Source organism: Capillimicrobium parvum (assembly GCF_021172045.1).
Taxonomy (GTDB): Bacteria; Actinomycetota; Thermoleophilia; order Solirubrobacterales; family Solirubrobacteraceae; genus Capillimicrobium; species Capillimicrobium parvum.
The window spans coordinates 333,162-360,154 of record NZ_CP087164.1; the positions used below are offsets into that span (position 1 = coordinate 333,162).

The 26,993-nt window shown below is 72.3% G+C and carries 30 protein-coding genes; 14 read left to right on the forward strand and 16 right to left on the reverse strand.

What is annotated here, in order from left to right; all coding sequences use genetic code 11:
* Nucleotides 1-30 precede the first annotated feature (30 nt).
* The 4 genes from DSM104329_RS01605 to DSM104329_RS01620 all read right to left on the reverse strand — a co-directional run bounded on the left by DSM104329_RS01605 (nt 31) and on the right by DSM104329_RS01620 (nt 4,443).
* Nucleotides 31-1,200 (reverse strand): inositol-3-phosphate synthase, encoded by a 1,170-nt coding sequence (locus tag DSM104329_RS01605; protein ID WP_259313644.1) that lies wholly within the window; start codon nt 1,198-1,200, stop codon nt 31-33.
* A 60-nt stretch (nt 1,201-1,260) separates the two neighbouring features.
* Nucleotides 1,261-1,896, reverse strand: a complete 636-nt coding sequence (locus DSM104329_RS01610) for a CDP-alcohol phosphatidyltransferase family protein (protein WP_259313645.1) — start codon at nt 1,894-1,896, stop codon at nt 1,261-1,263.
* Between the two features lie 181 nt (nt 1,897-2,077).
* Entirely contained in the window at nt 2,078-2,851 is a 774-nt protein-coding gene (locus DSM104329_RS01615; protein ID WP_259313646.1) for a phosphatase PAP2 family protein, read from the reverse strand.
* A gap of 50 nt (nt 2,852-2,901) precedes the next feature.
* A complete protein-coding gene (locus tag DSM104329_RS01620) occupies nt 2,902-4,443 on the reverse strand; it encodes a hypothetical protein (RefSeq protein WP_259313647.1) in 1,542 nt (513 codons plus the stop codon).
* Between the two features lie 122 nt (nt 4,444-4,565).
* On the opposite strand from DSM104329_RS01620, the gene DSM104329_RS01625 reads away from it, so the two are divergent.
* Entirely contained in the window at nt 4,566-4,988 is a 423-nt protein-coding gene (locus DSM104329_RS01625; RefSeq protein WP_259313648.1) for an STAS domain-containing protein, read from the forward strand.
* A gap of 28 nt (nt 4,989-5,016) precedes the next feature.
* Here DSM104329_RS01625 and DSM104329_RS01630 read toward each other — a convergent pair whose 3' ends face one another.
* Nucleotides 5,017-6,021 (reverse strand): potassium channel family protein, encoded by a 1,005-nt coding sequence (locus DSM104329_RS01630; RefSeq protein ID WP_259313649.1) that lies wholly within the window; start codon nt 6,019-6,021, stop codon nt 5,017-5,019.
* A 21-nt stretch (nt 6,022-6,042) separates the two neighbouring features.
* Nucleotides 6,043-6,843: an alpha/beta fold hydrolase gene (locus DSM104329_RS01635; protein ID WP_259313650.1), complete on the reverse strand. Its 801-nt coding sequence runs from the start codon at nt 6,841-6,843 to the stop codon at nt 6,043-6,045.
* On the opposite strand from DSM104329_RS01635, the gene DSM104329_RS01640 reads away from it, so the two are divergent.
* The 6 genes from DSM104329_RS01640 to DSM104329_RS01665 all read left to right on the forward strand — a co-directional run bounded on the left by DSM104329_RS01640 (nt 6,842) and on the right by DSM104329_RS01665 (nt 12,790).
* Nucleotides 6,842-7,765 (forward strand): carbohydrate kinase family protein, encoded by a 924-nt coding sequence (locus DSM104329_RS01640; RefSeq protein WP_259313651.1) that lies wholly within the window; start codon nt 6,842-6,844, stop codon nt 7,763-7,765. The genes DSM104329_RS01635 and DSM104329_RS01640 overlap by 2 nt on opposite strands.
* Nucleotides 7,762-8,436, forward strand: a complete 675-nt coding sequence (locus DSM104329_RS01645) for an endonuclease III domain-containing protein (RefSeq protein WP_259313652.1) — start codon at nt 7,762-7,764, stop codon at nt 8,434-8,436. Before DSM104329_RS01640 ends, DSM104329_RS01645 begins: the two co-directional genes overlap by 4 nt.
* Nucleotides 8,437-8,504: 68 nt before the next feature.
* The gene (dnaK, locus tag DSM104329_RS01650; RefSeq protein WP_259313653.1) at nt 8,505-10,427 is read left to right on the forward strand and encodes a molecular chaperone DnaK; all 1,923 of its coding nucleotides are present in this window, start codon (nt 8,505-8,507) and stop codon (nt 10,425-10,427) included.
* 3 nt (nt 10,428-10,430) lie between these two features.
* Nucleotides 10,431-11,078: a nucleotide exchange factor GrpE gene (locus DSM104329_RS01655; RefSeq protein ID WP_259313654.1), complete on the forward strand. Its 648-nt coding sequence runs from the start codon at nt 10,431-10,433 to the stop codon at nt 11,076-11,078.
* A gap of 54 nt (nt 11,079-11,132) precedes the next feature.
* Nucleotides 11,133-12,281: a molecular chaperone DnaJ gene (gene dnaJ, locus DSM104329_RS01660; RefSeq protein ID WP_259313655.1), complete on the forward strand. Its 1,149-nt coding sequence runs from the start codon at nt 11,133-11,135 to the stop codon at nt 12,279-12,281.
* A complete protein-coding gene (locus DSM104329_RS01665) occupies nt 12,281-12,790 on the forward strand; it encodes a heat shock protein transcriptional repressor HspR (RefSeq protein WP_259313656.1) in 510 nt (169 codons plus the stop codon). The genes dnaJ and DSM104329_RS01665 overlap by 1 nt, the downstream gene beginning before the upstream one ends.
* Nucleotides 12,791-12,878: 88 nt before the next feature.
* Here DSM104329_RS01665 and DSM104329_RS01670 read toward each other — a convergent pair whose 3' ends face one another.
* Nucleotides 12,879-14,543, reverse strand: a complete 1,665-nt coding sequence (locus DSM104329_RS01670) for a thiamine pyrophosphate-binding protein (RefSeq protein WP_259313657.1) — start codon at nt 14,541-14,543, stop codon at nt 12,879-12,881.
* A 76-nt stretch (nt 14,544-14,619) separates the two neighbouring features.
* Here DSM104329_RS01670 and DSM104329_RS01675 point away from each other — a divergent pair, with 76 nt between their 5' ends.
* Complete coding sequence (locus DSM104329_RS01675; RefSeq protein WP_259313658.1) at nt 14,620-15,360, forward strand: FadR/GntR family transcriptional regulator; 741 nt, start codon at nt 14,620-14,622, stop codon at nt 15,358-15,360.
* 1 nt (nt 15,361) lies between these two features.
* On the opposite strand, the gene DSM104329_RS01680 is transcribed toward DSM104329_RS01675, so the two are convergent.
* The gene (locus DSM104329_RS01680) at nt 15,362-16,300 is read right to left on the reverse strand and encodes a malate dehydrogenase (protein ID WP_259313659.1); all 939 of its coding nucleotides are present in this window, start codon (nt 16,298-16,300) and stop codon (nt 15,362-15,364) included.
* Between the two features lie 20 nt (nt 16,301-16,320).
* On the opposite strand from DSM104329_RS01680, the gene DSM104329_RS01685 reads away from it, so the two are divergent.
* Nucleotides 16,321-17,082, forward strand: a complete 762-nt coding sequence (locus DSM104329_RS01685) for an SDR family NAD(P)-dependent oxidoreductase (protein WP_259313660.1) — start codon at nt 16,321-16,323, stop codon at nt 17,080-17,082.
* Nucleotides 17,083-17,290: 208 nt separating this feature from the next.
* Here DSM104329_RS01685 and DSM104329_RS01690 read toward each other — a convergent pair whose 3' ends face one another.
* The gene (locus DSM104329_RS01690) at nt 17,291-17,743 is read right to left on the reverse strand and encodes a hypothetical protein (protein WP_259313661.1); all 453 of its coding nucleotides are present in this window, start codon (nt 17,741-17,743) and stop codon (nt 17,291-17,293) included.
* 83 nt (nt 17,744-17,826) lie between these two features.
* Between DSM104329_RS01690 and clpB the strand changes: the two genes are divergently transcribed.
* Nucleotides 17,827-20,415, forward strand: coding sequence for an ATP-dependent chaperone ClpB (gene clpB / locus DSM104329_RS01695; RefSeq protein ID WP_259313662.1), 2,589 nt, complete (start codon nt 17,827-17,829; stop codon nt 20,413-20,415).
* Nucleotides 20,416-20,459: 44 nt separating this feature from the next.
* Here clpB and DSM104329_RS01700 read toward each other — a convergent pair whose 3' ends face one another.
* The 6 genes from DSM104329_RS01700 to DSM104329_RS01725 form a co-directional block, all read right to left on the reverse strand.
* The gene (locus DSM104329_RS01700; protein WP_259313663.1) at nt 20,460-20,615 is read right to left on the reverse strand and encodes a hypothetical protein; all 156 of its coding nucleotides are present in this window, start codon (nt 20,613-20,615) and stop codon (nt 20,460-20,462) included.
* A 28-nt stretch (nt 20,616-20,643) separates the two neighbouring features.
* Nucleotides 20,644-21,606 (reverse strand): alpha/beta fold hydrolase, encoded by a 963-nt coding sequence (locus tag DSM104329_RS01705; RefSeq protein WP_259313664.1) that lies wholly within the window; start codon nt 21,604-21,606, stop codon nt 20,644-20,646.
* On the reverse strand, nt 21,603-22,136 hold the full coding sequence (locus tag DSM104329_RS01710) for a GNAT family N-acetyltransferase (RefSeq protein WP_259313665.1): 534 nt from the start codon (nt 22,134-22,136) through the stop codon (nt 21,603-21,605). Before DSM104329_RS01710 ends, DSM104329_RS01705 begins: the two co-directional genes overlap by 4 nt.
* Entirely contained in the window at nt 22,133-23,206 is a 1,074-nt protein-coding gene (locus DSM104329_RS01715; protein WP_259313666.1) for an alpha/beta fold hydrolase, read from the reverse strand. The genes DSM104329_RS01710 and DSM104329_RS01715 overlap by 4 nt, the downstream gene beginning before the upstream one ends.
* Nucleotides 23,203-23,466, reverse strand: a complete 264-nt coding sequence (locus tag DSM104329_RS01720) for a hypothetical protein (protein WP_259313667.1) — start codon at nt 23,464-23,466, stop codon at nt 23,203-23,205. The genes DSM104329_RS01715 and DSM104329_RS01720 overlap by 4 nt, the downstream gene beginning before the upstream one ends.
* A 193-nt stretch (nt 23,467-23,659) precedes the next feature.
* Nucleotides 23,660-23,926 (reverse strand): hypothetical protein, encoded by a 267-nt coding sequence (locus tag DSM104329_RS01725; protein ID WP_259313668.1) that lies wholly within the window; start codon nt 23,924-23,926, stop codon nt 23,660-23,662.
* 287 nt (nt 23,927-24,213) lie between these two features.
* Between DSM104329_RS01725 and DSM104329_RS01730 the strand changes: the two genes are divergently transcribed.
* The gene (locus tag DSM104329_RS01730; RefSeq protein WP_259313669.1) at nt 24,214-24,687 is read left to right on the forward strand and encodes a hypothetical protein; all 474 of its coding nucleotides are present in this window, start codon (nt 24,214-24,216) and stop codon (nt 24,685-24,687) included.
* Nucleotides 24,684-25,055, forward strand: coding sequence for a hypothetical protein (locus DSM104329_RS01735; protein ID WP_259313670.1), 372 nt, complete (start codon nt 24,684-24,686; stop codon nt 25,053-25,055). The genes DSM104329_RS01730 and DSM104329_RS01735 overlap by 4 nt, the downstream gene beginning before the upstream one ends.
* A gap of 2 nt (nt 25,056-25,057) precedes the next feature.
* Here the strand turns inward: DSM104329_RS01735 and DSM104329_RS01740 are convergent, their stop codons facing one another.
* The gene (locus DSM104329_RS01740; protein WP_259313671.1) at nt 25,058-26,104 is read right to left on the reverse strand and encodes a patatin-like phospholipase family protein; all 1,047 of its coding nucleotides are present in this window, start codon (nt 26,102-26,104) and stop codon (nt 25,058-25,060) included.
* A 195-nt stretch (nt 26,105-26,299) separates the two neighbouring features.
* Here DSM104329_RS01740 and DSM104329_RS01745 point away from each other — a divergent pair, with 195 nt between their 5' ends.
* A complete protein-coding gene (locus DSM104329_RS01745; protein ID WP_259313672.1) occupies nt 26,300-26,590 on the forward strand; it encodes a hypothetical protein in 291 nt (96 codons plus the stop codon).
* A 16-nt stretch (nt 26,591-26,606) separates the two neighbouring features.
* Nucleotides 26,607-26,981, forward strand: coding sequence for a helix-turn-helix domain-containing protein (locus tag DSM104329_RS01750; protein WP_259313673.1), 375 nt, complete (start codon nt 26,607-26,609; stop codon nt 26,979-26,981).
* Nucleotides 26,982-26,993: the final 12 nt, after the last annotated feature.

The following is a 26,993-nucleotide window of genomic DNA, read 5'->3' on the forward strand; positions in this document are numbered from 1 at the left end:
GGCGCCCGCGCTCCCCATCCACAGACCGCCTTAGTTCTGCGCGGCCTCGGCGTCGACCGACGCGGCGACCGGCGCCGTGCCGGGCAGGCCCGCGTAGGTGCTGATGAACTCCTCGGTCGCCTCGCGCGCCTCGTCGTCCGGACGCTGGTGCTTCGGCGACTTCATGAGGTACGAGCTCGGGCCGTCGATCTGGCCTCCGAGGCCGTGGTTGAGCGCCAGCTTGCAGCAGCGCACGGCGTCGATGACGATCCCCGCCGAGTTCGGCGAGTCCCAGACCTCGAGCTTCATCTCGACGTTGAGCGGCACGTCGCCGAAGGCCTGACCCTCCACGCGGATGTGCGCCCACTTGCGGTCGGTGAGCCACGGCACGTAGTCCGACGGCCCGATGTAGACGTCGTCGGCGGGCAGCGTGTGGCCCATGATCGAGGTCACCGCGTTCGTCTTGGAGATCTTCTTGGATTCCAGGCGCTCGCGCTCGAGCATGTTGTAGAAGTCCATGTTGCCGCCGACGTTCAGCTGCGAGGTGTGCAGCATCTTCACGCCGCGGTCATGGAACAGCCGCGCAAGCGCGCGGTGGGTGATCGTCGCGCCGACCTGCGACTTGATGTCGTCGCCGACGATCGGCAGGCCGGCCTTCTGGAAGCGCTTGTCCCAGTAGTCCTCGCTGGCGATGAACGCGGGGATGCAGTTCACGAAGCCGCAGCCCGCCTCGAGCACCTGCTCGACGTACCACTTGGTGGCGAGCTCGGAGCCGACCGGCAGGTAGGACACGACGACGTCGGTGTGCGTGTCCTTGAGGATCTGGACGATGTCGGCGGTCTCGCCGGGCGCCTTGACGATCTTCTCCTTGAGGTACTTGCCCAGGCCGTCATGCGTCATCCCGCGGTAGACGGGGACGCCCAGCTTGGCCGGCACCTCGGCGAACTTGATCGTGTTGTTCGGGTCGGCCCAGATGGCCTCGCCGAGATCCTTGCCGACCTTCGTCTCGTTGATGTCGAAGGCGCACGTGAACTCGATGTCGCCCACGTGGTAGCCGCCGAGATCGACGTGCATGAGGCCCGGCACGCGCTCGTTGGGATCGGCGTTCTTGTAGTACTCGACACCCTGCACGAAGGCCGAGGCGCAGTTGCCGACGCCGATGATGGCGACGCGGACCTTCTCCGACTGGTACCGACTGGCCCCGTTGGTGATGCTCGTCAAGTGGTAACCCTCCTGTGAAGAATGTGGCGCGGTCATCCGTACCCCGCCATGCTCTCCGTGTTACGGAGCAGCGGGCGCGTTGAGGGCCGCCCGCACGTGGAAGATGCGCTGGAAGACCGTGAAGACCGAGAGCGCCGCGAGCACGTAGACGGCGGGCTCGAGGAGCTCGACGTCCACCAGTGAAGCACCTTTGGCCAATATCAGGCCGGCGGACAGGATCACGACGCGGACCGGCCGCGTCGCGAGGCCGACCTTGCAGTCGACGCCGAGCGCCTCGGCCCGGGCGCGCGTGTAGCTGACCATGAGCGAGGCGAGGACGGCGATGACGACCGCCCCGGCGGCCCAGTCCTTGCCGTCCTGGGCGAAGATCACGGCGACCGCGGCGAGGACGACGCCCTCCTCGATGCGGTCGAGCGTCGAGTCGAGGAACGCGCCGAACGGCGAGCCCTTGCCGCTCATCCGCGAGTAGCGGCCGTCGAGGGTGTCGCACACCGACCCGACGATGAACGCGATGCCGGCGAGGAAGTACAGCCGCTCGAGGACGAGCACCGCGGCGACGACGTTGAGGGCGAAGCCGGTGAGCGAGATCGCGTTGGGCGTCAGGCGCGACTCGATGAGCCGGGTGCGCACGACCTCGCGCCGCTCCGCGGAGCGCGCGACGAAGCGCTCCCGGGTGGGCTGGCGGTCGCTGGCCATGGGTCGAGAGCCTAGTGCAGCCGTCCGGAAGTTCTTCGAGGTATTCGGTGGATGATCGTGCGTGACTGGGGGCGGTCGCCGGCCGCTCGCATACTGGTGGTACGTGTGCGGTCGGCGACCGCCGTCAGACGCGTGCGAGCGCCGCCGAGACCCGAAGAACTTGCGGATGGGTGTACTAGTGCTACGCGGTCAGCTCGGCCGAGCGCCGCCCGAAGCGCCAGGCCTCGGGCCGGGCGCGCGCCAGCCAGGCCGCCGAGTAGGCGGACACGGCGGCGACCATCGCGCCGAGGACCGCGTCGGCCAGGAAGTGGTTGGCGGTCACGACGATCACGAACGTGACGAGGAACGGGTACGTGAACCAGAAGACCCGCAGCGCGCGCCAGCGCACGAGCTTCGCCAGCGGCCAGCCGATCATCAGCGCGAACGCGACGTGCATCGACGGCACCGCGGCGTACGGGTTGAACAGCGCGCTGACCTTCGCCTGGTCCGGGTCGATGCCGGTGAAGTGCGCGACCGAGTCCTGGAAGCCCCATTCGGGGAACATCCGCGGCGGCGCCGCCGGGTAGACGATGTAGCCGATGAGGGCGAGCACCATCGCGACGACCATCATGTTGCGCACGAAGTAGAACGACGAGTTGCGGAACAGGTAGAGCCACACGAGCGCCGAGACCGACACGGTCGTCTGCGCGTTCAGGTAGATCCAGCTCGCCACGTCGGTGATGACCCCGGAGCCCGACGCCCAGGCCTGGACGCTCGGCTCGACGAAGACGTGCAGGCCGCGCTCGATGTCGATCAGCGACCGCGCGTTCTCGAAGGCGGTCGCCGCGCGCCCGTCGATGCCGCCGCGCACCAGCCGGTAGGCGAGGTAGGCGGCCGCGAAGATGGCGACCTGGCGCACCACGTCCCACGGCCCGTGGGGCATGAAGCGGGCCAGCAGTGACCGCGCACGGACCATGACCGGCTCGATGTTAACCGCCGCCTCAGCGGTCGAAGGTGCGGCTACCCCTACTTCTCGTCGCAGCGTTCGCCGGTGCGACGGAACAGCGCGCGGGCCAGATCGACGCGCGCGGCGACCTGGATCGTGCCCGCGGTGAGCGCGCGCACGCGCGTGAACCCGCCGGGTCCCTCCGACACGCACCCGGCCCCGGAGACCACCGCCCAGTGCGGGCTGAAGCGCACCCGGACGACCGTGCTGCCCGGCGCGGTGGCCCGGACCTCGAAGCTGTCGGCGTCCGTGTCGCGCGCGCGGCTGCGGTCCACGCCGCCGACCCGGTACAGCTTCCAGTTCGCGTTGCTCCAGACCTGGTGCAGGACGGGCAGGCCGGCGCGGATGAGCGCGGCCTCCTGGCGGGCCGAGCCGTCGAGGCCAACGTCGGGCAGCGCGACGAACGTGACCGCGTTCTCGTGCAGCCACTCGGTGTAGCGCGCGGAGGTCAGCGGCTTGTCGCTATAGAAGAGCCCGTTGAGCTCGCGGTCGAGCTGGCGCTCCCAGCCGCGCGCGAGGGGCACGTGCGACGCCAGGTGCGCCGCCTCCCAGTGCGCGCGGGTGAACGGCACCTCCACGCGCAGCTGCCCGCGCTCCTTCTCGAGGCGCTCGATGAGCGGCGTGTAGTAGCTGGCCTGCGTCGACGGGTCGCCCGCCACGACGACGACGTCGCGGATCGGCGGCATCAGCTGCCAGTACAGCAGCGGCACCGCGATCGCGGCGAGCAGCCACCGGCGCTGAGGCCACAGGATGCAGGCGGCGATCGGGCCGAGCGTGAGCGCGGCGAGCCGGGTGACGTTGCCGCCGACGGCGGTCGGGATGGCGAAGCAGGCGATGACCGCGCCCGCGTAGATGATCGCGCCCGCGCGCAGGACGCCCTGGCCGCGCGGGAGCGCGAACGCGACGGCGACGAGCGCGGCGAGCGCCGGCCAGAACGCTGAGGCGACGAACGGCTCGGTTCCGCCCTCCGGGAAGATCGCGGTCATCACGGCGACGGGCACGAGGGCCGCCGCGGCGATCCAGACGCCGAGGCGCCGGCGCGAGCCGATCGCCCACGCCGCGCCCGCCAGCGCGAGGAACGCCCCGGCGACCGGGCTGGCCAGCGGCGTCACCACGGCCAGGCCGACGGCCAGGCGGACGCGCCCGCGCTGCGCCGCGAGCAGCGCGCCGAGCGCGAACGGCACGCCGAGCAGGAACGGAATGCGCCCGGTCAGCAGCTGCACGGACACGCCCGCGGCGAACCAGAGGCCGCCGATCATCGCGGCGCGGCGGCCGTACGCGCGCTCGACGAGCAGCGAGAAGAGCGCCGCGGCCGCGACGCACGCGAGCGCGGCCGCCACGCGCGGGCCGACGAGGGCGCCCAGCGGCGGCATGACCATCGAGTACGCCGGGACGTTGTGCCCGCCGTACCAGGCGGTGTTCACGACGACGAATCCGTGCTCGGCGAACAGGTGGCTGCGGAACACTGCGGCGGCGAGGTCCGCGCTGGCCGGCGCCACGGCGAGGTACACCACGCCGATCGCAGCCGCCACCAGCACGCTGGGCAACAGGGGCCGGCGCATCGCCCGAGGGTAGTTGTGCCGCACGTTGCGGGATTCTCGTGCAGCGGACGGTTCGGCGCTTGACGGCGCGGGTAGCGTTGGTCGAGCGAGGGGCGCCACGAACTCGTTGGGAGACATGAGACGTGAGTCCGACGGAGAGCGTGGACCTGGTGGCGGCGCGCCTGCGCATCCGCCCGGGACGACAGAGCGACGACGATGAGGTCTGCCTTCGTCTCGAGGGTCAGCTCGACGGCGACAGCGCGCTGTCCTTGGCGCGCGTGCTGCTCGACGCCCAGCGTGCGGGCAGCGTGCTGGTGCTCGACCTCTCGCGGCTGTCGTTCGTCGACGTCGCGGGCCTGCGGGTGCTCGTCGACGCCGCGCGCCGCGCCGCGGCCGCCGGCTGCGAGCTGTTCCTGCGCTCGCCGGCGCCGGACGTGCGCCGGCTGTTCCGGGTCACCGGCCTCGGCATGTGGACGCGCCTCGACGAGGACGGCTGCGTGCGCGCCTCGCTGCCGCCCCTGTCACGGGCGGTCCTGGGCCGGTTCGGCCGGCCCGGCCTGATCTGAGCGGTCCGCGCGGCCGACGGCGCCTGCGCTACCCGGTGTCCTCGCCCGCGGCCAGGTAGACGATCCGGTCGCCCGCCTGCACCGAGGTGGCGCGGGGGTCGTCGAAGCGCAGCAGCTCCCCGCCGCGCTCGACCGCGATGACCGGCCCGCCGATGGGCAGCGCCGAGCACGGCCCCGCCTCGCCGGGCGCCACCGGGCGCTCCTTGATGTCGAGCCCCTCGCCGATCGACATGAGGTCCTCGAGCACCTCCACCACGCGCGGGGCGTGGGTGGCGAGGCCGAGCAGCCGCCCGGCGCTGCTCGACGTCACGATCACCGAGTTCGCGCCGCTCTGGTGCAGCAGGTGGACGTTCTCCTCCTCGCGCGCGGCGGCGGCGATCGTCGCGCCCGGGTTGAGCTCGCGCACGGTCAGCGTGATGAGGACCGCCGCGGGGTCGCTGTTGGGCGCGACGACCACGGAGGCGGCCTGGTCGACCTGCGCCTGGCGCAGCACCGCCGCCTGCGAGGCGTCGCCCGCCACCGCCGCGAGGCCGTCGGCGACCGCCGCCGCGCGCGCCTCGGCGCCGGATTCGATGACGACGATGTCCTGGGGCGGCGTGCCATGGGCGCGCAGCGTGCGCACGGCGGCGCGCCCCTTCGTGCCGTAGCCGCAGACGATCACGTGGTCACGCAAGCCGCGCATCCAGCGCGAGACGCGCCAGTCGTGCCGGGTGCGCTCGGCGAGGATCTCGAGCGTCGTGCCGACGAGGATGATCAGGAACAGCACGCGCGCCGGCGTGACGAGCAGCGTGGTCAGCAGGCGCGCCGAGTCGCTCTCGGGGCGCACGTCGCCGTAGCCGGTCGTGGTGACGCTGACGGTCGAGTAGTAGAAGGCGTCCAGGAGCGAGAGGCCCGACCCGTCGGCGTCCGCGTAGCCGGCGCGGTCGAGGTAGGCGACCATCGCGACGAAGACGATCATCGACAGCGCGAGCAGCACGCGCCAGGCGATGCGCTGCAGGGGCGGCCGGCGGTTGCCCGGCAGCCCGACGCTCACGGGGAGGGCGGCCAGCGCTCCTCACTCCTGCGCCAGGAAGCCGGCGACCCGATCGACGACGCCCGGGTCGGTGGTCCACGGCCAGTGCCCGGCGCCCGGGCGGATGTCGAGCTCGACCTCGCCCCCGAGCACCGCGGCGTAGCCGTGGGCGAAGCGGACCGGGATGTACGGGTCGTTCTCGCCCCAGACGACGAGCGCCGGCGCCCGGACGTCGCCGAGCCGCGCGCCGGCCTCGGCCAGCCGCTCCGGGTCCGCCCAGCGGTAGAGGCGCAGGATCGCCCGCTGCGTGCCCTGGTCGAAGTGGGTGGCGACGGTGTCGAGGAGCGCGGGCGGGATCGACCGCCGCAGCACCGGCTTGATGGAGAGCCCCATCGCCATCTCGCCGACGAAGGGCATGCGCCACGCGCGCGCGACGCGATGCCAGCGGTAGCCGGCCATGAGCGGGACCGCGTCGATGAGCACAAGGCGGCGCACCCGCTCGGGCTCCTCCTGTGCCCATCCGAGCGCGCAGGCGCCCCAGTCCTCCATCACGAGCCGGACGTCGTCGGCCTCCACGAGCTCGAGGAAGCTGCGCAGGAAGCGCGCGTAGCCCGCGATCGAGTAGTCGAGGTCGCCGCGCTTGCCCGAGCGGCCGAACCCCGGCAGGTCGACCGCGATGCCGCCGGTGCGCTCGAGGAAGGGCGCCCAGACGTCGCCGTTGGCCGGGACCCCGTGGACGTAGAGCGGGAGCGGCCCGCCGTCGGCCACGGGTGCCGAGCGCCAGAAGACCGGCTGGCCGTCCAGCTGCTCGGTGTGCTCGGAGAGCTCGGAGACCCGACCCATGCGCGCGGCGACGATAGCGTTCCGCGTCGTGCGCGTGCTCTGCCTCGGCGAGACACTGGTCGACCTCATCTGCGAGCGCCCCGTCGACCGGCTCGCCGACGCCGACGCGTTCGCCCCGCACTTCGGCGGCGCGATGGCCAACGTGTGCGTCGTCGCGGCGCGCTACGGCGCGGCGGTCGAGCTGGCCGGCGGCGCCGGCGACGACGGCTGGGGGCGCTGGCTGCAGGAGCGCCTCGCCGGCGAGGGCGTCGGGCTCGAGTGGTTCGCGCTCGTCGAGGGGGCGCCGACGGCACTGGCCTTCGTCACGGTCGACGCGGGCGGCGAGCCGGACTACCTCATCTACGGCGCCGGCATCCACGCCGCGATGGCCGCGGTGGCGCCCCGGCTGCACGAGGCGGTCGCCGCCTGCGACGCGCTCGTCATCGCCTCGAACACGCTCCTGGACCCCGACGAGCGGCGGGCGACGCTCGACGCGCGCGCGTCGATGCTCGAGCACGGCAAGCCGGTGGTGTTCGATCCGAACCTGCGGCTGCACCGCTGGGAGAACCCGGGGCGCGCCGTCACCCTGTCGCGCGAGTGCCTGCCCGGCCTGTTCCTCCTGAAGTGCAACCGCCACGAGGCGCAGCTGCTGTCGGGGGAGCAGGACGTCGAGCGGGCGGCCGAGGCGCTCCTGGCCGCGGGGGTCGCGAACGTCGTCGTCTCCCTCGGCGCCGACGGGGCGATGCTGCGCGGCGCCGTGCGCGCCAACGTGCCGGGCGTCCCGGCACAGGTCGTAAGCGCGACGGGCGCGGGGGACACGATGCTCGGCGTGCTCGTCGCGCGCCTGGCCGAGACGCGCTTCTATCCGGCGGCGATCGCGGCGGGCCTGGCCGAGGCGGTGTCCGCGGCGGCACGGACGACCGAGCGCTGGGGCGCGACGTGACGCCCGCGGCCGCGACGTGGTCGCGCCCGGCCCCGCGGCGGGTGCGCGCGATCCGCGACCGGCTGCGCACGATGTACGGCCGGCCGATCGCCCCGCCACACCGCCGCCCGCTCGACGAGCTCGTCCTGACGGTGCTGTCGCAGTCGACGAACGACCGCAACCGCGACGTCGCCTACCTGCGGCTGACGCGCGCGCTGCCGACGTGGGAGGCCGTGCGCGACGCGCCGGTCTCGGTCGTCGAGGAGGCGATCCGCCCCGGCGGCATCTCGAAGGTCAAGTCGGCGCGCATCCAGGCGATCCTGCGCGCCATCGGGGATCCGCTCTCGCTCGACGACCTGGCCTCGATGTCCGTCGCCGACGCTCAGCGCGAGCTCTGCGCGCTGCCGGGCGTGGGCCGCAAGACCGCGGCGTGCGTCCTGTGCTTCGCGTTCGGCATGCACGACGTCCCGGTCGACACCCACGTCTCCCGGGTCGGCTCGCGCCTGCACCTCTTCCGGCCCAAGGCGGGCTTCGAGGAGATGCACGACACCATGCTCGCCCTGACCCCGGAGGGCCAGGCGCTCGAGCTGCACGTGAACCTGCTGCGCCACGGGCGCAGGACGTGCCACGCCCGCATCCCGGACTGCGCGAGCTGCGCGCTGCGGCGGATGTGTCCTGAGCGGCGCGGTTGAACGCGTCCAAAAATCTGCCATAATGTCGCTCAGATTTCATTCGCAAGGGCGAAGGAGCACTTCACAGCATGGGCAAGACCATCGGAATCGACCTGGGCACGACGAACTCCTGCATGGCAGTGCTGGAGGGCGGCGAGCCCACGGTCATCGAGAACGCAGAGGGCGGTCGCACGACGCCCTCCGTGGTCGCCTTCACGCAGAGCGGCGAGCGCCTGGTCGGCACCGTCGCCAAGCGCCAGGCGGTCACCAACCCGGGCAACACCATCTTCTCGATCAAGCGCTTCATGGGCCGCAAGGAGGCCGAGGTGCGCGAGGAGGAGTCGATGGTGCCCTACCAGGTCGTCAGCGGCCCGAACGGTGACGCGCGCGTCGACGCCGGCGGCAAGCAGTACAGCCCGCCGGAGATCAGCGCCATGATCCTCGGCAAGCTGAAGGCCGACGCCGAGGCGTATCTCGGCGACACCGTCGACAGCGCGGTGATCACCGTCCCCGCGTACTTCAACGACGACCAGCGCCAGGCGACGAAGGACGCCGGCAGGATCGCCGGCCTCGACGTCAAGCGCATCATCAACGAGCCGACGGCCGCCTCGCTGGCCTACGGCCTCGACAAGGAGAGCGACCAGACGATCCTCGTCTTCGACCTCGGCGGCGGCACGTTCGACGTGTCCGTGCTCGAGATCGGCGACGGCGTCTTCGAGGTCAAGTCGACCGCGGGTGACAACCACCTCGGCGGCGACAACTTCGACAAGGCGATCGTCGACTGGCTCGTGGCCGAGTTCAAGAAGTCGCAGGGCATCGACCTCACGCAGGACCCGATGGCCCTCCAGCGCCTCTACGAGGCGGCCGAGAAGGCCAAGATCGAGCTGTCCTCCGCACAGGAGACGCAGATCAACCTGCCGTTCGTGACCGCCGACCAGAGCGGCCCGAAGCACCTGGACACGCGCCTGACGCGGGCGAAGTTCAACGAGCTGGTCGCTGACCTGGTCGACCGCGTGGTCGCCCCGGTGCGCCAGGCGCTCGACGACGCCAAGGACAAGGGCGCCGACAACATCGACCACGTCGTCCTCGTCGGCGGCATGACCCGCATGCCGGCCGTCCAGGAGAAGGTCAAGGAGCTCACCGGCAAGGAGCCGCACCGCGGCGTCAACCCGGACGAGGTCGTGGCCGTGGGCGCCGCCATCCAGGCGGGCGTGCTCGCCGGCGACGTCAAGGACGTCCTGCTGCTCGACGTGACCCCGCTGACGCTGGGCATCGAGACCAAGGGCGGCGTGATGACGAAGCTCATCGAGCGCAACACGACGATCCCGACCCGCAAGGCCGAGGTGTTCTCCACCGCGGAGGACAACCAGCCCTCGGTCGAGATCCACGTCCTGCAGGGCGAGCGCGAGATGGCGACCTACAACAAGTCGCTCGGCAAGTTCCAGCTGACCGGCATCCCGCCGGCGCCGCGCGGCATCCCGCAGATCGAGGTCGCGTTCGACATCGACGCCAACGGCATCCTCAACGTGTCGGCGAAGGACCTCGGCACGGGCAAGGAGCAGAAGATCGAGATCCGCGCCGGCGGCGGCCTGTCCGACGACGAGATCAAGCGGATGGTCACCGACGCCGAGTCGCACGCCGACGAGGACCGCCGGCTGCGCGAGCTCGCCGAGGCGCGCAACGCGGGCGAGAACGCGGCCTACCAGGCCGAGCGCCAGCTCGCGGACCTGGGCGACCAGGTCGACGAGTCGGCCAAGGCGGAGATCCAGAACGCGATCAAGGACGTCCGCGACACGCTGGCCGGCGAGGACGCGGCCGAGATCCAGGCGAAGACGTCGGCGCTGCAGTCGGCCTTCCACCGGGTCTCCGAGGCCATGTACGAGCGCGCCCAGGCGGAGCAGGCGGCGGCCGGCGCGACCGGTCCCGACGGCGGCAACGGCTCCGGCCCCCAGGCCGAGTCGGAGTCCGACGAGGACGTCGTCGACGCCGAGGTCGTGGACGAGGGGCGATAGGCCATGGTCGACCAGCCACGCGACATCGCGGAGCAGCGTGACGCCGCCGTGCAGGCGGACGCCGAGGAGGCGTCCGCCGCGGCGGCGGCCGACGCGCGGCAGGCCGAGGAGGAGGCGGCCCAGGTCGTCGAGCAGGATCTCGAGGAGCTGCAGGCGCGGGCCGCCCAGCGCGACGAGTACCTCGCGCTGGCCCAGCGCACGCAGGCGGACTTCGAGAACTTCCGCAAGCGCGCCACCCGCGATGCCCAGGCCGCCGAGGCCCGGGGCATCGCCAAGGTCGCCCGGGAGCTGCTGCCCGCGCTCGACAACCTCGAGCGCGCGCTCGCGGCCGCCGAGGCCGAGGAGATGGGCACCGCCGCCGGCCCGAACGGCGGAGATGCCGGCCACGTCCATGCCGGTGGTGGTCAGACCGAGCACCACCTGACCGCGGGCATCCGCCTGGTCCAGCAGGACCTCGTGGCCGCGCTCGAGCGCGTCGGGATCGAGCCGTTCTCGCCGAAGGGCGAGACGTTCGACCCCAACGAGCACGAGGCGATGGTCCAGCAGCCCGTGGAGGGCGCCGAGTCCGGCACCGTCGTCGAGGTCTACCAGCAGGGCTACCGGCTCAACGGGAGCATCATCCGCCCGGCCCGAGTGGTGGTGGCCGCGTAAAGTGACCCCCTCGACCACCACCCACCACGCCTGGCGGGCCCGGAGGCGTCGCTGATGGCGCAGCAGGACCTGTACCGGGTGCTGGGCGTCGACAAGAAGGCGTCGCAGGACGAGATCAAGAAGGCGTACCGCAAGCTGGCGCGCCAGTACCACCCGGACCGCAACCCGGACGACGCGTCGGCCGAGTCGCGGTTCAAGGAGATCTCGGCTGCCTACGACGTGCTCGGCGACCCCGACAAGCGCAAGGAGTACGACCGCCAGGGCGCCAACCCGTTCGCCGGCGCCAACCCGTTCGGGACCGGCGCGGGGGGACCGGGCGGCGGCTTCGAGGCCGGCAGCTTCTCGGACATCCTGTCGAACCTGTTCGGCTCCGCCCGGGGCGGAGCCGGTGGGGCGGGCGGCGCCGGCCGCGCGACCCCGCAGCCCGAGCGCGGCCGCGATCTCGAGGCCGAGGTGCGCCTCAGCTTCCAGCAGGCGGTCGACGGCGCGCAGGTCTCGCTGTCGGTGCCGACGTCGTCGATGTGCGGCACCTGCCATGGGACAGGGGCGAAGCCGGGCACGACGCCGAAGGTGTGCCCGCGCTGCCAGGGCCGGGGCGTCGAGAACCAGGGCCAGGGTCTGTTCTCGATCTCACAGCCGTGTTCGATGTGCGGCGGCAGCGGCGCGATCATCGAAGAGCCCTGCCCCACCTGCCAGGGCACCGGGGCGGTGCGCACCGTCAAGAACTACAAGGTCAACGTCCCGGCCGGCGTGCGGGAGGGCTCGCGTGTCCGCCTGGCCGGCAAGGGCGAGCCCGGCCGCCGCGGCGGACCCCCCGGCGACCTTTACGTCATCACCCACGTGGATGCTTCGCCTGTGTTCAAGCGCAAGGGCGACCACCTCGAGGTCGAGGTGCCGCTCACCATCCCCGAGGCGCTGCGCGGGGCCGAGATCGAGGTGCCGACCCTGTCGGGCAGCAAGCGGCTGCGCGTCAAGCCCGGCACGAAGCACGGCACCGTCCAGCGGCTGCGCGGCGAGGGCCCGCCGAAGCTGTCGGACAAGAAGCACCGCGGCGACATTCACTACCGCTTCGTCCTCGACGTCCCCGATCACCTCACGCGCGAGCAGGAGGCGGCGGTCGAGGAGCTCTCGAAGGTCATGAACGGCAACCCGCGGGCGAAGCTGTTCGCCGGCGGGGCGGGCGCGGCCGGGAAGGCGGCGTGATGGCCACCCGGCGCACCCGCACGACGGTCCGCGTGGACTCCGACCGGGGCGTCTTCATGATCTCGGTGGCCGCCGAGCTGGCCGAGATGCACCCGCAGACGCTGCGCATGTACGAGGCGCGCGGGCTCATCACGCCCAAGCGCTCGCCGAAGGGCACGCGCCTGTACTCCCATGAGGACGTCGAGCGCCTGCGCCGGATCCAGCAGATGACGACCGAGTACGGCCTCAACCTGGCGGGCGTCGAGCGGGTGCTCGAGCTCGAGCGCAAGCTCGCGCGCGCCCAGGCCAAGGTCGAGGCGCTCGAGCGCCGCTCGCTCGAGCTGCGCGAGGAGATCCGGGCGCTCGAGGAGCGCCGCAACGAGGTCCGTGCCGACCTCGTCCGCTTCGAGCACTCGCGCGAGCTCGCCTGTGCGAAGGACGTCGCGCCAATCAAGCTGCAGGTCGAGCGCCCCCGGAAGGCCCGGCCGATGCCGCCGGCCGGCGGGACCCCGCCGGGCGGCGCCGCCTGAGCTCCTTCCGCGCTCCGGCTGCTCCAGCGGGTACGGTCCGCCTCGACGACCGTGGGGATGCGGCGCGTCTGACCGCCGCGGCGCCGGTTCAGGCGTCGAACGTCGGATCCTGCGCGACGATCGCCTCGAGCAGGAGCGGCGTCTCGCGCTGCGCGAGGTCCACGGTGAGCTCGTCGAGCGTGCGCAGCAGCTCCTCGTGGGTCGCGACGCGACGCGTCTCGCAGCTCTGCGCGCGGGCGAACCCGCCGATGTCGAGGCCGTCGAGCGCGGGCCACGGGCCGGCCTGGCCGGTCTTCTCGCTCAGGCGGTCCATGATCGCGTAGCCGCCGTTGACCAGCACGACGAGGACCACGCCGGCGCGGTACTGCACCGCGCTCCACAGCGCCTGGATCGAGTACAGCGACGAGCCGTCGCCCAGCACCGCGATGATGGGCCGGTCCGGCCGGGCCATCTTCAGCCCGATCGAGGCGGGCATGCCGAAGCCGAGCAGGCCCATCGCGCTGACGAAGCCCATCGGCTCGCGCGCCGGGATGTGCGCGTTGAGCTGCAGGCGGCTGGAGGGCGACTCCTCGACGACGATCGCGTCGCGCGGCAGCCGGTCGCCGAGGGCGGCGAGGACGTGGGCGGCGCGCAGCGGCTCGCCGGCCGCGGGGGGCTCCGGCGCCGGGGGCCGGGAGGTCAGCGGCGCGCCGTCGAACGCGCGCCGCGGCGTGACGGCGCCGGCGAGCGCCGCGCAGACCGCCGCGGGCGAGCCCAGCACCGCGACGTCGACCGGGCTGCGGTGGGCCTCCGCCGCGTCCTGGCTGACGACCGCCACGCGCGTGCCCGGCTCGACAAGCGGGCCCTCGTCGTACGGGTACTGGCGCAGCATCCCCGTGCCCGCGACGAGCACCGTGTCGTGCGGCGCGAGCACGTCGCGCAGCCGTGCGCGGCGGGCGGGCAGATGACCGGCGAACTGCGGGTGGTCCTGCGGGAAGCCCGCCTGCGGCCCGAACGGCTCCTGCCAGACCGGGCACCCCAGGCGTTCGGCGAGGGCGACGAGCGCCGCCCAGCCGTCGGGCGAGTCGGCCCCGGCGCCGGCGACGATGACCGGCGAGGCCGCGTCGTCGAGCAGCGCGGCGAGCTCCTCGACCACGTCGGGGTCCGCCCCGGCCGAACGCAGCATCCGCGACGCCCCGAAGATCTCGTGCGGCGCGGGCGCGGGGGCGAGCCAGTCGTCCATCGGCACGATCACGATCGCCGGGCCGCGCGCGGTCACCGCCTCGTGGTGGGCGCGGACGATCGCACCCGGCACGTCCTGGGGGCGCAGCGGCTGGTCGACCCAGACCGGGTACTCGCCCGCGAGCCCGTTCAGCCGCCCGGCGAGGAACGGGTCGAGCTCGAGATGGCGGCGGTCCTGCTGGCCGACGATGACGACGAGCGGCGCGTGGTTCAGTCGCGCGGTCGCCAGCGCGGCGACCGAGTTGCCGAAGCCCGGCATCGAGTGCACGAGCACCAGCGACGGCGCCCCTCGCCCGAGCGCGTGCCCGGCCGCCATGCCGACGACCGAGCCCTCGTGCAGGGCAAGCACGAACTCGAGGTCGTCCGGGAAGCCGGCGAGGAGCGAGACCTCGGTGGACCCGGGGTTGGCGAAGATCGTGGTCATCCCGAGCCGGCGCATCACGTCGAACGCGGCGTCGCGGACGGTGGCGGCGGGGCGGGTGCCGGCGTCCTGCGCGCCGGCCGCCGCGCGGCCCTGCACCTGGGTCTCCATCCGACCCACTGTACGTAAAATCGTTTGGTCCTTTCAACCGCGCCGCACCCTCCGGGCGCTCGCGTACGATGGCGCCATGGCGACCGCCCCGGATCGGCCCGGCGGGCCGTTCACTCCCGCCATCGGCGGCGCCAGCGAGCAGATCGCGCTGCAGATCCGGCGCTATCTCGAGCAGCGCCACCTGCGCCCGGGCGACCGCATCGGCACCGAGCAGGAGCTGGCCGACGAGTTCGGCGTCAGCCGGCCGACGCTGCGCGAGGCGCTGCGACTGCTCTCGGCGTCGCACCTCATCCGGGTCGGGCGAGGGCGCTCCGGCGGCATCTTCGTCGCACGCACGCCGAACGAGGGGATGAGCCGCAACGTCAGCGAGTCGATCGCGCTGATGCTGGCCGCCGAGACGATCTCGATGCCCGAGCTGCTCGACGCGCGCATGTTCCTCGAGGTCCCGCTCGCGGGCCGCGCCGCGGCGAGCGCCACGGCCGAGACCGCCGCCCAGCTCGAGCAGGCGATCGCCGACGCGGAGGGCCACGCGCCCGGCACCGAGCCGTTCAACAGCGCCGACAGCCGATTCCACCAGATCCTCGCCAAGACGGCCGGCAACGACCTGCTGCTCGCGTTCACCGGCTGGATCCTCGAGGTGCTGCAGCCTCAGCTCATCGCCCACCTGGCGTCCGCCATCGACGGTGACGCGATCCTCGCCCAGCACCGCGCGATCCTGCGCGCCGTGCGCCGCAACCAGCGCTCGGCCGCCGAGCGGGCCATGGCGGCGCACCTCGAGTACCTCGTCCGGGTGCTCGACCGCGTCGACGCGCCGTAGATCAAGCGGCGCTGAGCTCGCCCGCCGCCGCGCCGACCAGCGCGGCCGCCCGGCGCAGGCCGGCGTCCTCGCCGGCGGTGAGCACCCACTCGTGGATCGCCCGCACCCCGCCGGGGCCGAGCGTCACCGGCACGCTGAGCGCCACGCCGTCGATCCCGTACTCACCCTCGAGAACCACCGAGGCGGGCCACGGCTCGTCGTCGCCGTGCGCGAGCGCCGCGACCATGCGCGCGACGCCGCGGCCCGAGGTCCACGTCGACGAGCGGCCCGAGTCGAGCGCCACGTGGCGCGCGTACCAGTCGCGGACCCAGTCGAGCGCGGCCGCGCGCTGCGACGCGCCGACCGAGATCGGCACGCCGTCGACGCGCACGCGCTCGAGCAGCGCCACCGCGGCGTCGCCGTGCTCGCCGATCATCCATGCGTCGACCCGGTGGCCGGCGACGCCGAGCTCCTCGCCGAGCGCGGTGCGCAGCCGAAGGCTGTCGTTGAGCGTGTAGCCCGCGACGCGCTCGCGCGGGATCTCCGTGTGGCCCACCGCCCAGGTGACGAGCACGTCGACCGGGTTGGTCACGACGAGCAGCACGCCGGGCCAGTCCGGTGCGGCGGCGAGTGCGCCGGTCACCTCGCGCAGGATGCGGACGTTGTCGTCGAGGTAGACCATCCGCGACGTGTTGAGCGTCAGGGGCGCCGCGGCGGTCACCACCACGATGCCGGCGCCGGCGAGATCTTCGAGCCCGCCGACCCGCACAGACCCCGAAGCGCCCTGGGCCACGACCTGCTGGAGGTCCATCTCATGGGACACCGCCATCTCGGGGCGGCGGTCGATGAGGGCGACGTCGTAGGGCTCGTCGCGCAGGAGCAGGTTGAACGCCGTGGACGCCCCGACCCCCCCGCCGCCGCCCACGATCGCGACCTGCGTGCTCGTGTAGGGTTCGCGCAAATCGTCAGGCATTATCTGACATGGGTCGACTCGACAGCAAGGTCGCACTGATCACCGGCGCCGCCGGCAGCATCGGTGCGGCCACCGCCCGGCAGTTCGCCGCGGAGGGCGCGCGCGTCGTCCTGAGCGATCTCGACGAGGATCGGGTCGCCGCGGTCGCGGCCGAGCTGGGCGGCGACGAGGTGGCGTGCGCGACGGTCGCGGACGTGACCGACTCGGCCCAGGTCCGCGCCGCCGTGCAGCTTGCGGTGGACCGCTTCGGCGGCCTCGACGTCGCGTTCGCCAACGCGGGCATCGCCGGCCCCATCGCCCCGGTGTCCGAGTTTCCCGAGGACGCGTTCGACGCCGTGCTCGCGGTCAACGTGCGCGGGCCGTTCCTCGTCGCCAAGCACGCGCTCGCGGTGATGCGCGACGGCGGCAGCCTGATCATCAACTCCAGCGTCGTCGGCCTGACGTCGGACCGCGGCATCGCGGGCTACGCCACGTCCAAGCACGCGGTCGTCGGGCTGATGCGCACCGCGGCCAAGGAGGTCGCCGACCGCGGCATCCGCGTCAACACGATCCACCCGGGCCCCGTCGACAACGCGTTCCAGCACCGGATCGAGGTCACCGCGACGGGCGCGGCGCAGGACCGGGCGGCCGAGATCTTCGAGGAGATGATCCCGCTCGGCCGCCATGCGCAGGCGGAGGAGATCGCGCGCTCCGTCGTGTTCCTCGCGAGCGACGACAGCTCGTTCGTGACCGGCCACACGCTCGCCGTAGACGGCGGCCTGTCGATCTGACGTCTGACGACGACGTGTTGGTCCTCGCGGGCTCGGAGGGACGCCCTTGGCGTAGAGGCTGTCGCGTTCCCGGCACCAGGCGCCGTCAACGCGACAGAACCGAACCGGTGACGTGGGGGCCGGACCCAGCGCGCCGCGCTCGGTCGCGGCCTACGTGCGCTGGCGCTGCCCGGTCCGCTCGGCCGTCGCGTCGTCGCGCCGCGGCGGCCTACATGCGCTGGCGCTGCCCGGTCCGCTCGGCCGTCGCGTCGTCGCGCCGCGTGAAGCGTCCGCCCGCGGCGCCGTGCTCGTTGCCGGTCGTCTCGTGGTGCGCGGCCGCCTGATCCTCCGCCGCCTCGCGGCCCGGATGGTCGGGCGGCAGGTCGTGCGGGTTGATCTCGTCGTGGACCTCGGGCGTGTCGCCGGCCGGCCGCTCGTCGTCCGGGATCAGGTGGGCCGACGGGAGGGCCCAGTCGTCCTCGTCCTGCATCGCCTTCATCGGGTCGTTGCCGTGCCGGCGCATGTGGGCGCGCGTCAGGGCGCGCTCGACCACGGCGTAGCCGACGACGAGGGCGAGGAGGATCGCGCCGGGGATGAGGTAGGAGGGTTCGGCGGCGACGAGCACGGTGGCCGTGTAGACCACGGCGACGACGGCGACGAGCAGCAGCATCCAACGAGCCATGCGATCCGCATACCCCTCTTGCCATTCACGCAAGCATGTGGGACAATCTCAGTCAGGAAGACTAAGATTTTTCACAAGGAACCATGAACCCAGATCGATTCACCATCAAGTCCCAGGAGGCGATTCGCGCCGCGGGTCAGCTGGCCGACGGGCGCCGGAACCCGCAGGTCACCCCCGAGCACCTGCTGGCCGTCCTGCTCAGCACGGGCACCGAGGCCGAAGGCCTTGGTCGGAGCGGCATCGTCGTGCCCGTCCTGCGCAAGCTCGGCGTGGCACCCGATCCGCTGCGGCGCGAGATCAACCAGGCGCTCGACGGGCTTCCCACGACCACGGCCGGAGGCGAGGCCGCCGGCCCGTCGTCCGAGCTCGTCGCGGTCCTGCGCGCCGCCGAGCACGAGATGCGCGAGCTCAAGGACGAGTACGTCTCGGCCGAGCACCTGCTGCTCTCGCTCGCGGGTCACAGCTCGAAGGCCGGCGAGGCGCTGCGCGGCGCAGGCGCCACGAAGGCGGCACTGGCGGAGGCGCTGGCCGGCGTGCGCGGCTCCCATCGCGTCACCGACCAGAGTCCCGAGGACAAGTACCAGGCGCTGGAGAAGTTCGGCGTCGACCTCACCGAGAGCGCCGAGGAGGGCAAGCTCGATCCGGTCATCGGCCGTGACGAGGAGATCCGCCGCGTCATCCAGGTCCTCAGCCGCCGCACGAAGAACAACCCCGTGCTCATCGGCGAGCCGGGTGTCGGCAAGACGGCCATCGTCGAGGGCCTGGCCCAGCGCATCGTCTCCGGCGACGTGCCCGAGTCCCTGCGCGACCGGCGCGTCATCAGCCTCGACATCGGTGCGCTCATCGCGGGCTCGAAGTACCGGGGCGAGTTCGAGGATCGGCTCAAGGCCGTCCTCAAGGAGATCCAGGAGGCCCAGGGGCAGGTCATCCTGTTCATGGACGAGCTGCACACGATCGTCGGCGCCGGCGCCGCGGAGGGCGCGGTCGACGCCGCGAACCTGCTCAAGCCGATGCTCGCCCGCGGCGAGCTGCGCGCGGTGGGCGCGACGACGCTCGACGAGTACCGCAAGCACATCGAGAAGGACGCGGCGCTCGAGCGGCGCTTCCAGCCGGTGATGGTCGGCGAGCCGTCCGTCGAGGACACGATCGCGATCCTGCGCGGGCTCAAGGAGCGCTACGAGGTCCACCACGGCGTGCGCATCCAGGACAGCGCGCTCATCGCCGCCGCCACCCTCAGCCACCGCTACATCGCCGACCGCTTCCTGCCCGACAAGGCGATCGACCTCATCGACGAGTCGGCGTCGCGGCTGCGCATCGAGATCGACTCGCTGCCCGAGGAGATCGACGTCCTCGACCGCCGCATCATGCAGCTCGAGATCGAGCTGACGTCGCTGCAGAAGGAGAAGGACGAGGCGTCTGCCGAGCGCCGCGAGGCGATCGAGCGCGAGCTCTCGGATCTGCGCGAGCGCTCGGACGCGATGAAGGCCGAGTGGCAGGCCGAGAAGGACGCCATCAAGGGCGTCTCAGAGGCCAAGGAGCATCTCGAGCAGGCGAAGGTCGACCTCGAGCGGGCACAGCGCGAGGGCGACCTCAGCCGCGCCGCGGAGCTGCGCTACGGCGTCATCCCCGAGCTCGAGAAGCGCGTCGCCGAGGGCGAGGCGCGCGAGGACGAGGCGCCGAAGGAGACGAAGTTCCTCCAGGAGGAGGTCACCGCCGAGGACGTCGCCGAGGTGGTCGGCCGCTGGACCGGCATCCCCGTCTCGCGCCTCATGGAGGGCGAGGTCTCCAAGCTCGTCCACATGGAGGAGCGCCTGCACCAGCGGGTGGTCGGCCAGGACGAGGCGGTCCGCGCCGTGTCGGACGCGCTGCGCCGCTCGCGGGCGGGCCTGAGCGACCCGAACCGGCCGATCGGCACGTTCCTGTTCCTCGGCCCCACCGGCGTCGGCAAGACCGAGCTGGCCCGGGCGCTGGCCGAGTTCATGTTCGACAGCCAGGACGCGATGGTGCGCATCGACATGTCGGAGTACATGGAGAAGCACGCCGTCAGCCGGCTCGTCGGCGCGCCTCCCGGCTACGTCGGCTACGAGGAGGGCGGCCAGCTGACCGAGGCCGTGCGCCGCCGGCCCTACTCGGTGGTCCTCCTCGACGAAGTCGAGAAGGCGCACCCGGACGTGTTCAACATCCTGCTGCAGCTCATGGACGACGGCCGGCTGACCGACGGCCAGGGCCGCACGGTGGACTTCAAGAACGTCGTCCTGATCATGACGTCGAACATCCCGGGCGGTCGCTCGGGGGCGGAGCTGCACTTCAAGCCGGAGTTCATCAACCGCCTGGACGACATCGTCGAGTTCGACAGCCTCGACCGCTCGCAGATCGGCGAGATCGTGGCCCTGCAGACCTCGCTGGTGATCGGCCGGCTGGCCGAGCGCGGCGTGACGCTCAGGCTCACCGACGACGCCCGGACCCTGCTGGGCAACCTCGGCTACGACCCGACCTACGGGGCGCGGCCGCTCAAGCGGGTCATCCAGAAGCAGCTCGTCGACAAGCTCGCGATGGCGCTGCTGCAGAACGAGTTCGGGGAGGGCGACACGGTCGTCGCCGACGCCGTCGAGGGCGAGATCGTCCTGCGGACCGGCGTCGTGCCGGCACCCGAGCCGGCGTTGTCGGTCTGACGAACGGAGGCCCGCCGCGCCACCCGGCGCGGCGAGTCCGCCTGTCAGCCGGCATCGAGATCGACCGCAAGGTCGCGGGTGGCCGGCCGGCCCTCGACGACCTTGCCCTCCGGGACCCGGGGCGAGCAGGTCGACGTCACGTTCGGCGGGTTCGGCGCGGACCGGGTGACCGGGTCCGTGATCGCAATCGACGGCGGCAACGCGAGCGGCTGCGCCCCTGAGCCGCGCTCACACCAAGCGGGCCGCAGCCAATCTGCGGTAGAGCGAGCTCATCGTCCCCCACGGCTCGCCGCCGCGCCCCGACTCGCGCAGCGCTTCGGCCACTTCGTCCTCGTCCACGATCCGGCCCGTCGTCCACGCCTCGGAGTCCTCGAGTGACGGGGCGTCGAGGAAGTCGCGTACGGTCGGAAGCGCGTTGCCGTGGGCGTCGAGGAGCAGGAGGTGGCCTTCGCCTTCGAGCATCTGTAGGCGTGCGTCGGGCATCCGGGCGGCGATCAGGACGCTGTTGACGGGCGGCGTCAGCGGGTCGTCGGCGCCGCAGAGCACGAGGGTGGGAACGTTGAGCTCCGGCAGCCAGCGCGCGCTCGACCACGAGCTCATCGTGTAGAGCTGGCCGGTGTAGCCCAGCAGCGACGGGGGCGCGGCGAGCCGATCGCGGCGGTGCCGGCGGACGAACTCGGGGTCGTGGGCCTGGCCGCCCGCGATCCACGGGATCGTCAACGAGTAGAACGTCGCCGACCAGTACCGCAGCGGCGTGAGCATGAGCATCAGCGAGGACGTCCGTCCCGGGATCCCGCCCCAGCCCGGCGTGGTCGCGGCGAGGACGAGCCGCCGGATGCGCTGCGGCGCCTGGCGCGCCAGTTGCTGGGCCAGCGCTCCGCCGAACGAGTAGCCGACGACGTCGACGCGCTCCTGCTCGCCGAGTCGGTCGAGCAGCGTCTCGACCATGGCGGCCAGCGACGCCATGGGAAGCGGGCCGATCGGCAGCTCCGAGTGCCCGGTTCCGGGGGCGTCGAACGAGATGATCCGACGGTCCGGCAGTGCGCGTTCGAACGGGCGCCACATCGCGGTGTGGGTGCCCAGGCCGTTGAGCAGCAGGATCGGATCGCCATGGCCGGTCTCCCGCACGCGCAGGCGCATGCCGGCGATCTCGAGGTCGCACTCTTGGTCTGGCGCGGGCGCGGCCGTCATCGGGCGGTGTCGGCCAGGCCGGTGGTGAGCATCTCCGCCCAGGCGTCGTCGGCGATGTGGGCCATGCTGACGATGTCGTGCATCCGCCCGTCCGGTTCCTGCAGGTGGTCGACGAGCAGCGCCTCGGGACGGAAGCCGATCTCCGAGAACATGTTGATCGTCGACTGGTGGGTCGCGGGCACGTCCACGGTGAACTTGCGCCAGCCGTGGCGCAGCCCCTCGGCGAGCGCCAGGCGCGCCATCTCGCGGCCGAGGCCGCGACGGCGGGCGTCGTGGGCGACGATGAGCCGTAGATCGGCGACGTGCGACGACCGCCCGATGCCGGGCCACAATGCCGCGAACGCGACGATGCGGCCGCCCTCTTCGTCGACCGCGACCAATCGGACCGCGATCTCGTCGTCGAGCCAGCGCTCGAGGACCTGCGGCTCCTGTACGTCGTCCTTGAGGAAGTTGCGGTCGGCTTCGGGGATCTCCGCGAAGAACCGCGCAAGCTCCGTGCGGTCCTGCGGGGTCAGGGGTCTGGTGTTCACTGATGCGGCTCCCTGGTATCGGAGTGCCGGCGCAGCCAGTCGACCACGCCGGGGAACGTGACGTGGACGGCCTTGCGGCTGCCGGCCAGTCCCGCATGCCCAGCCGGGACCTCGAAGAGCTCGAACTCCGGCACGTCGACCAGCGAGCCGAGCGGGAGAGCGGCCGGGGGCGGCACGATGTCGTCGCGCATCGCGACGACGCTCAGCATCGGCACGTCGATGTTGGCGAGATCGACGCGCCGGCCCGCCAGACGAAGCGTGCCGTTCGCGAACCCGTTGTCGTACAGCCAGCCCTTCAGAACCTGGCGGAACAGGGCGCCGGGGACCGGCACGTGCGTGCTCGCCCACCTCGCCATCGCCTGGTAGCTGGAGAGGAACTCGTCGCTCCAGAGGTTCTCCCACAGGTTCGCGTACTGGACGAGCTCGACCGTCGGCTTGCGGATGCGAAAGAACGAGCTGACGATGTGCGGCGGGACGTTGCCGGTCCAGTCGACCATCGACTCGGGGTCGATCTCGCCGTCGCGCAGGGCCTCCACGAGGCCGCCCATCTGCGAGAAGTCGACGGGCGTCGCGAAGATGACGAGGTTGCGCAGCGGGATCGACACCTGCCCGCCGACGGCGACCAGCGCAAAGCAGCCGCCCATGCAGTACCCGAGCAGCGTCACGTCGTCGCACTGCGACTCGCGCAGAAGTGCCCGCACCGCGCGGGGGAGGTAGCGCACGAGGTACGTCTCGAGCGTGTTCTGCGCGTCGCCCTCGTCGGCCGCGCCCCAGTCCAGGATGTAGACGTCGAAGCCGGCATCGCGCAGCGCCCCTGCGAGCGTGCTCTTCTCGTGGAGGTCGAGGATGTGCGGCAGGCTGACGAGCCCGATGAACATCAGCACCGGCGGCCCCATCGTCACGCGATCGCTGCGAAGCCGCCAGAGGCGCGCCTTGCCCTGGCTCCACACGAGCTCCCGGGGGGATGCATGTTCCGGCGCCCACTCCGTACCCGAGGCGTACTTGATCCCGTTGCGGGCGCGGACGACGTTGCGCTCGACCTCGCGCCGGATGTCGTACGCGATGCTCATCGCGGCGGCTCCTGCATCTCGGCGACTTGCTCGCAGAGCTCCTCGAGCCGCGTGTCCAGCCGGGCCACTGCCGTCTTGACATGGCGGACATCGCGAGCCGTGGGCAGGTTGAGCGTGTGGACCGCTGCTCCGCGCGCCCACCCGATCACGCGGAGCCCGCGGCGTGACAGGCGGCCGGCCAGCAGTAGGGCGCTGACCCCCTGACCTTCACCGATCCTTCGCTCGATGGGACCGCCGATGGCGCGCTCGATCCGCTGCACGGTGGGGACGAACCGCGGGCGGGCGAGTCCCATCACGCCGCCTCGCCGACCGGGTGCGGGCCGGTGCGACTCGCGGTGCGTTCAACCTGAAAGAGCGATTGTCTGTCGTCCATGCAGCGACCCGTAGCGGCGCACGATAATTACCCGGCGTCGGGCGATCCAGACGTTGCTCCATGCGGATTGGAGGGATGTCCTACCGGACGAGCTCGCGCGCTGCCGCGAAGTACGTCGTCGTCAGCTCGCGCGCCACGGTGGCCTGCGACTCGGCGATCGCGCGGACCCAGCTGATCTTCGTGGCCGTGGCGATGCGCTCCTGGAGGCCGATGACCTCGAGCAGGACCTTCTCGCAGCCGCCCAGATACATGCGGCTGACCTTCTTGCTCGCGCCGATCCCGCGCACGCCGATGGCGGTGAGGCGGTCGAGGGGGTCCCGCTCAGGGGCCGTTTCGGTGGTCGTCACCAGGAGACCTTTCACACCCGAATGTGCTGGCAACGATAGCCGGAGGCGTCGCCGACCGAGTCGACGAGCGTCGTGTCGATCACCGGACCAAAGACCTCGTCGGTCCCAGATCTCGGCGGTCGGGTGTGACGTCGGTGAGGATCGTCAGCGCCTGGAAGGCGCTGCTCGAGGCGACAAGCGCGCGATGGCGCTGCCGCATGACGGGCGGAGGGCCGCCGCGCCGTTCGGCGCGGCGGGCCCGCCACTCGGCTGGACCTCGAGGGTGGCGACCCCCATACTGTCTGACCATGACCGATTGGGCTGGGCAGGCGAGTGCCGGCGCCGAGCAGTGGATGACGGCGCAGCAGGAGTGGTGGCGCACCGTCCTCGACGCGGGCGCAGGTCAGCCAGGGCCGGTCCCGCCGCAGTGGCAGCGTGAGGCGATCGAGACGTGGCGGGCGGCCGCGCATCGCGTCGCCGACGCGCAGGCCGACGTCCTGCTGCAGGGTCTCGGCTCAGCCAAGCCGAGCCAGGCCGAGGACCTCCTCGCGCAATGGACCGCGACACAGCGCCGGCTCTGGGAGGGCTGGATCGCGGCCGTGGGAGGCGCCGCCGGTGGTGGCGCCCCGCCCCCGGCCGCGGCGACCCCGCCGCCCGGCTTCCAAGAGGCGGGACAGCGTCTCGTGCAGGCACTTCAGGAGTCGGCTGAGCAGCTCGTCAAGGCCCAGGAGGAATGGGCTCGCACGCTGCGCCGTCGCCCAGATGACGGCGGCGCGTCGTGACGCCCGGTCCGTTCGAGCTCTGGCAGCGCGCGGCAGATGCGGTGGTCGGCGCGCACGTCGACTTCTGGGCGGCAATGGTGGAGGCGGCGATCAGCGCCCCGGCGCGCGCCGGTGCCCCGGGGGCCGCACATGCCGAAGTGGCGCTGCGGCGGATGACCGACGCCCACCGCGACCTGTGGCAGGGGTGGCTGGCCACGGCGACAGGCGCTCGCCGCTCGCACGGCCGACGCGACGCCGGCGACGCCGGCACGGCCATGCTCGACGCGCTGCGCGACGGTGCGCGGCAGCTGATCGACAACCAGGCGGACTGGGCGCGGCGCTGGAACGCCGCCGGTCCGCCGCCTCCCGGGCCGTACGCCCGTCCCTGAACCTACGCCGCGCGAAGTCCGCGGCCCCGACCGTTCAGTCGTTCCTCGAGGCGCTCGCGCTCGGCGTGGGCGCGCGCCGAGGCGCGGACGGTGCGCACAACCGGGACGGTGCGGCGCTCGTCGAGGACGGCCTCGCCGATCAGGCCGCCCATCGCCCGCAGGTCCCGCGCCCCGGGTTCGAACAGGATGACGTCGGTGCCGGTCGCTCGCAGCTGAGCGACCTCCTGCATGAGCAGCCGCCGGCAGGCCTGGCGCACCATGCGGTCGGGCCGCTTGCCGGTGGCCTGCGGGTGGAGTGACATCGGTGAGCTCACCAGAACCACGTCGAGCCCGCGCCCGGCGAGGACGTCGGCGTTCGTCGGCGAATAGCCGCCGCCGTCGATATAGAGCTGGTCGCCGACCGGGATCGGCGTCGACACACCCGGGATCGAGCATGAGGCGGCGACGGCCGCGCCGACTTCGGCGGCTGGATCGCCCGGCCGGCCGAACACGACGCGCCGGCCGCGGTCGAGGTCGATGGCGACGGTCCACAGCCGGTCGACCGGATGCGCGCCGCCGTGCAGCCAGCGATGCAGTTCGGTCAGCCACTCGAGCGAGAGCGTTCCGGGCGACATCGCGGTCGAGATCAGGACGCCCGGCCGCACGCTTCCGGGCGCCATCGTCGCCTTCATCACGAGCCGCCGGTAGGCGGCGCGGGAGCGCTCGACATCCTGCTCGATGCGCCGTGGCTCGACGACGGGAGCGGGACCGAGCCCGCGCAGCCGCGCCTCGCCCTCAGCCGAGAAGGGTTGCCCGGAGCGCCGCGCTGCGAGGTCGGAGCCGCTCAGGCCCGACCGCAGTTCGCTGCCGCTTGCCGCGCCTGCGGAGGTCCCGACCACCAGCTCGGCATCGCGCGGATCCCAGCCCGTCGCCTCGTGTACCGCAGACAGGACGGCTCCGTGGTAGGCCATCCCGACGATCCCGCCGCCTCCCAGGACCAGCCCGATCCGTGGTGATTCCATTGAACGCGAGCGTACCCGTAACGGCGGCGGTTGGGTCAAGTGGGTCAAGGTTGGTCCTGTTACCCCCATTACTCCTCCAAACGTCGCCCGCGGCTTCGTTCTCGCGGCGGCGTCACGCCGCGCGGCCGCGATCCGGCAGCCCGGCAAACACGCCCGCTGACCCCGCCGGCCAGGAGAGCGCGCCCAACCGGAACGGCGCATCCTGCTTTGCGAACCACGCAGTTGCTTGATATAGTACGCAGCATGACCTCCATCGCGCAGAGCCAAGCCGAACTGCAGGACCGCTTCATCGAAGGCATCAAGCAGACCCAGACGGTCGTCCTCGACGCCGTGAAGACCTGGTCGGACGCCGCCGCCCGCTACACCCCGGCCGTGCCCGACACGCTGTCGCCGCTCGCCACTCAGCTTCCGTCAGCGCAGGAGCTGATCAAGGGGCAGTTCGAGTTCGCCGAGCGCCTCCTGGCCGCGCAGCGTGACTTCGCCCATGAGCTCGTCGCCGTGCTGCCGGCCGAGGCCCCCAAGAAGAAGGGCTGACACCGCCGTCGCCACAATGGGCGGCCCCATGCAGAATCCGTGGGAGCTCCAGCTCGACGCGCTGGGCGAGTACATCCGCGCCCAGCGCCGCCACGCGAACCTCTCGCTGCGGCAGTTGGCGGCGCAGACCCAGATCTCGAACGCCTACCTGAGCCAGCTCGAGCGCGGCATGCACGAGCCGTCGGTACGCGTGTTGCGCTCGATCGCCGGCGCGCTGGACGTGTCGGTCGAGACCATGCTGGCCCAGGCGGGCCTGTTCGAGGACGAGGACCCGTTGACGCCCGGTGAGAGGGGCGCGGCCGAGGCGGCCATCCGCGCCGACCCGCGCTTGACCGACGAGAAGAAGGAGGCGTTGCTCGCCGTGTATCGGTCCCTGGTTGACGGGTCATGACGCCGGCCGATC